The following is a 513-nucleotide window of genomic DNA, read 5'->3' on the forward strand; positions in this document are numbered from 1 at the left end:
CACTCCCACACCGCCCGACGCCGCGCCCGAGCGGTGGCACCGCACCATGCCGCTCCACCGCCTCGACGTACCGGCACCGCAGGTCCTGCCGTTCGCCATGGGCTCTTTCGACTCGATCGGACCGCTCTCCCGGGCCCCCTTCCCGCACCGGCACACCTTCTACGAGATCACCTACGTCACCCACGGCACCGGCGCCCACGTCATCGACCTGCACCACTGGCCCCTCACCCCGCCGCAGCTCTGCTTCATCACGCCGGGCCAGGTGCACTACTGGGAGCGCGTGTTCGGGCTGCGGGGCACCGTCGTCCTGTTCGAGGAAGCGTTTCTGCTCGCCCATCCCGAGGACCGCGACCTGCTGCGCCACCTCGGGTCCAGCCCCTCCCTCCCGCTGACCCACCGGAGCGCCGCGCGCATCGCCGGGCTGCTGGGGCGGATGCGCCTGGAGTACGGCGACCAGCAGCGCGGGATGGTCTCGGTGCTCCAGGCGTATCTGCACATCCTGCTGGTGGAGGC

The 513-nt window shown here is 71.3% G+C and carries 1 protein-coding gene; it reads left to right on the forward strand.

The features are described 5' to 3' along the window. Positions 1-46 precede the first annotated feature (46 nt). Positions 47-513 (forward strand): AraC family ligand binding domain-containing protein (locus G5C65_RS38205; RefSeq protein ID WP_206442749.1); only part of this gene is annotated, 467 nt, incomplete at its 3' end.

Origin of the sequence: Streptomyces boncukensis (genome assembly GCF_011045075.1) — a bacterium.
Lineage (GTDB): Bacteria > Actinomycetota > Actinomycetes > Streptomycetales > Streptomycetaceae > Streptomyces > Streptomyces boncukensis.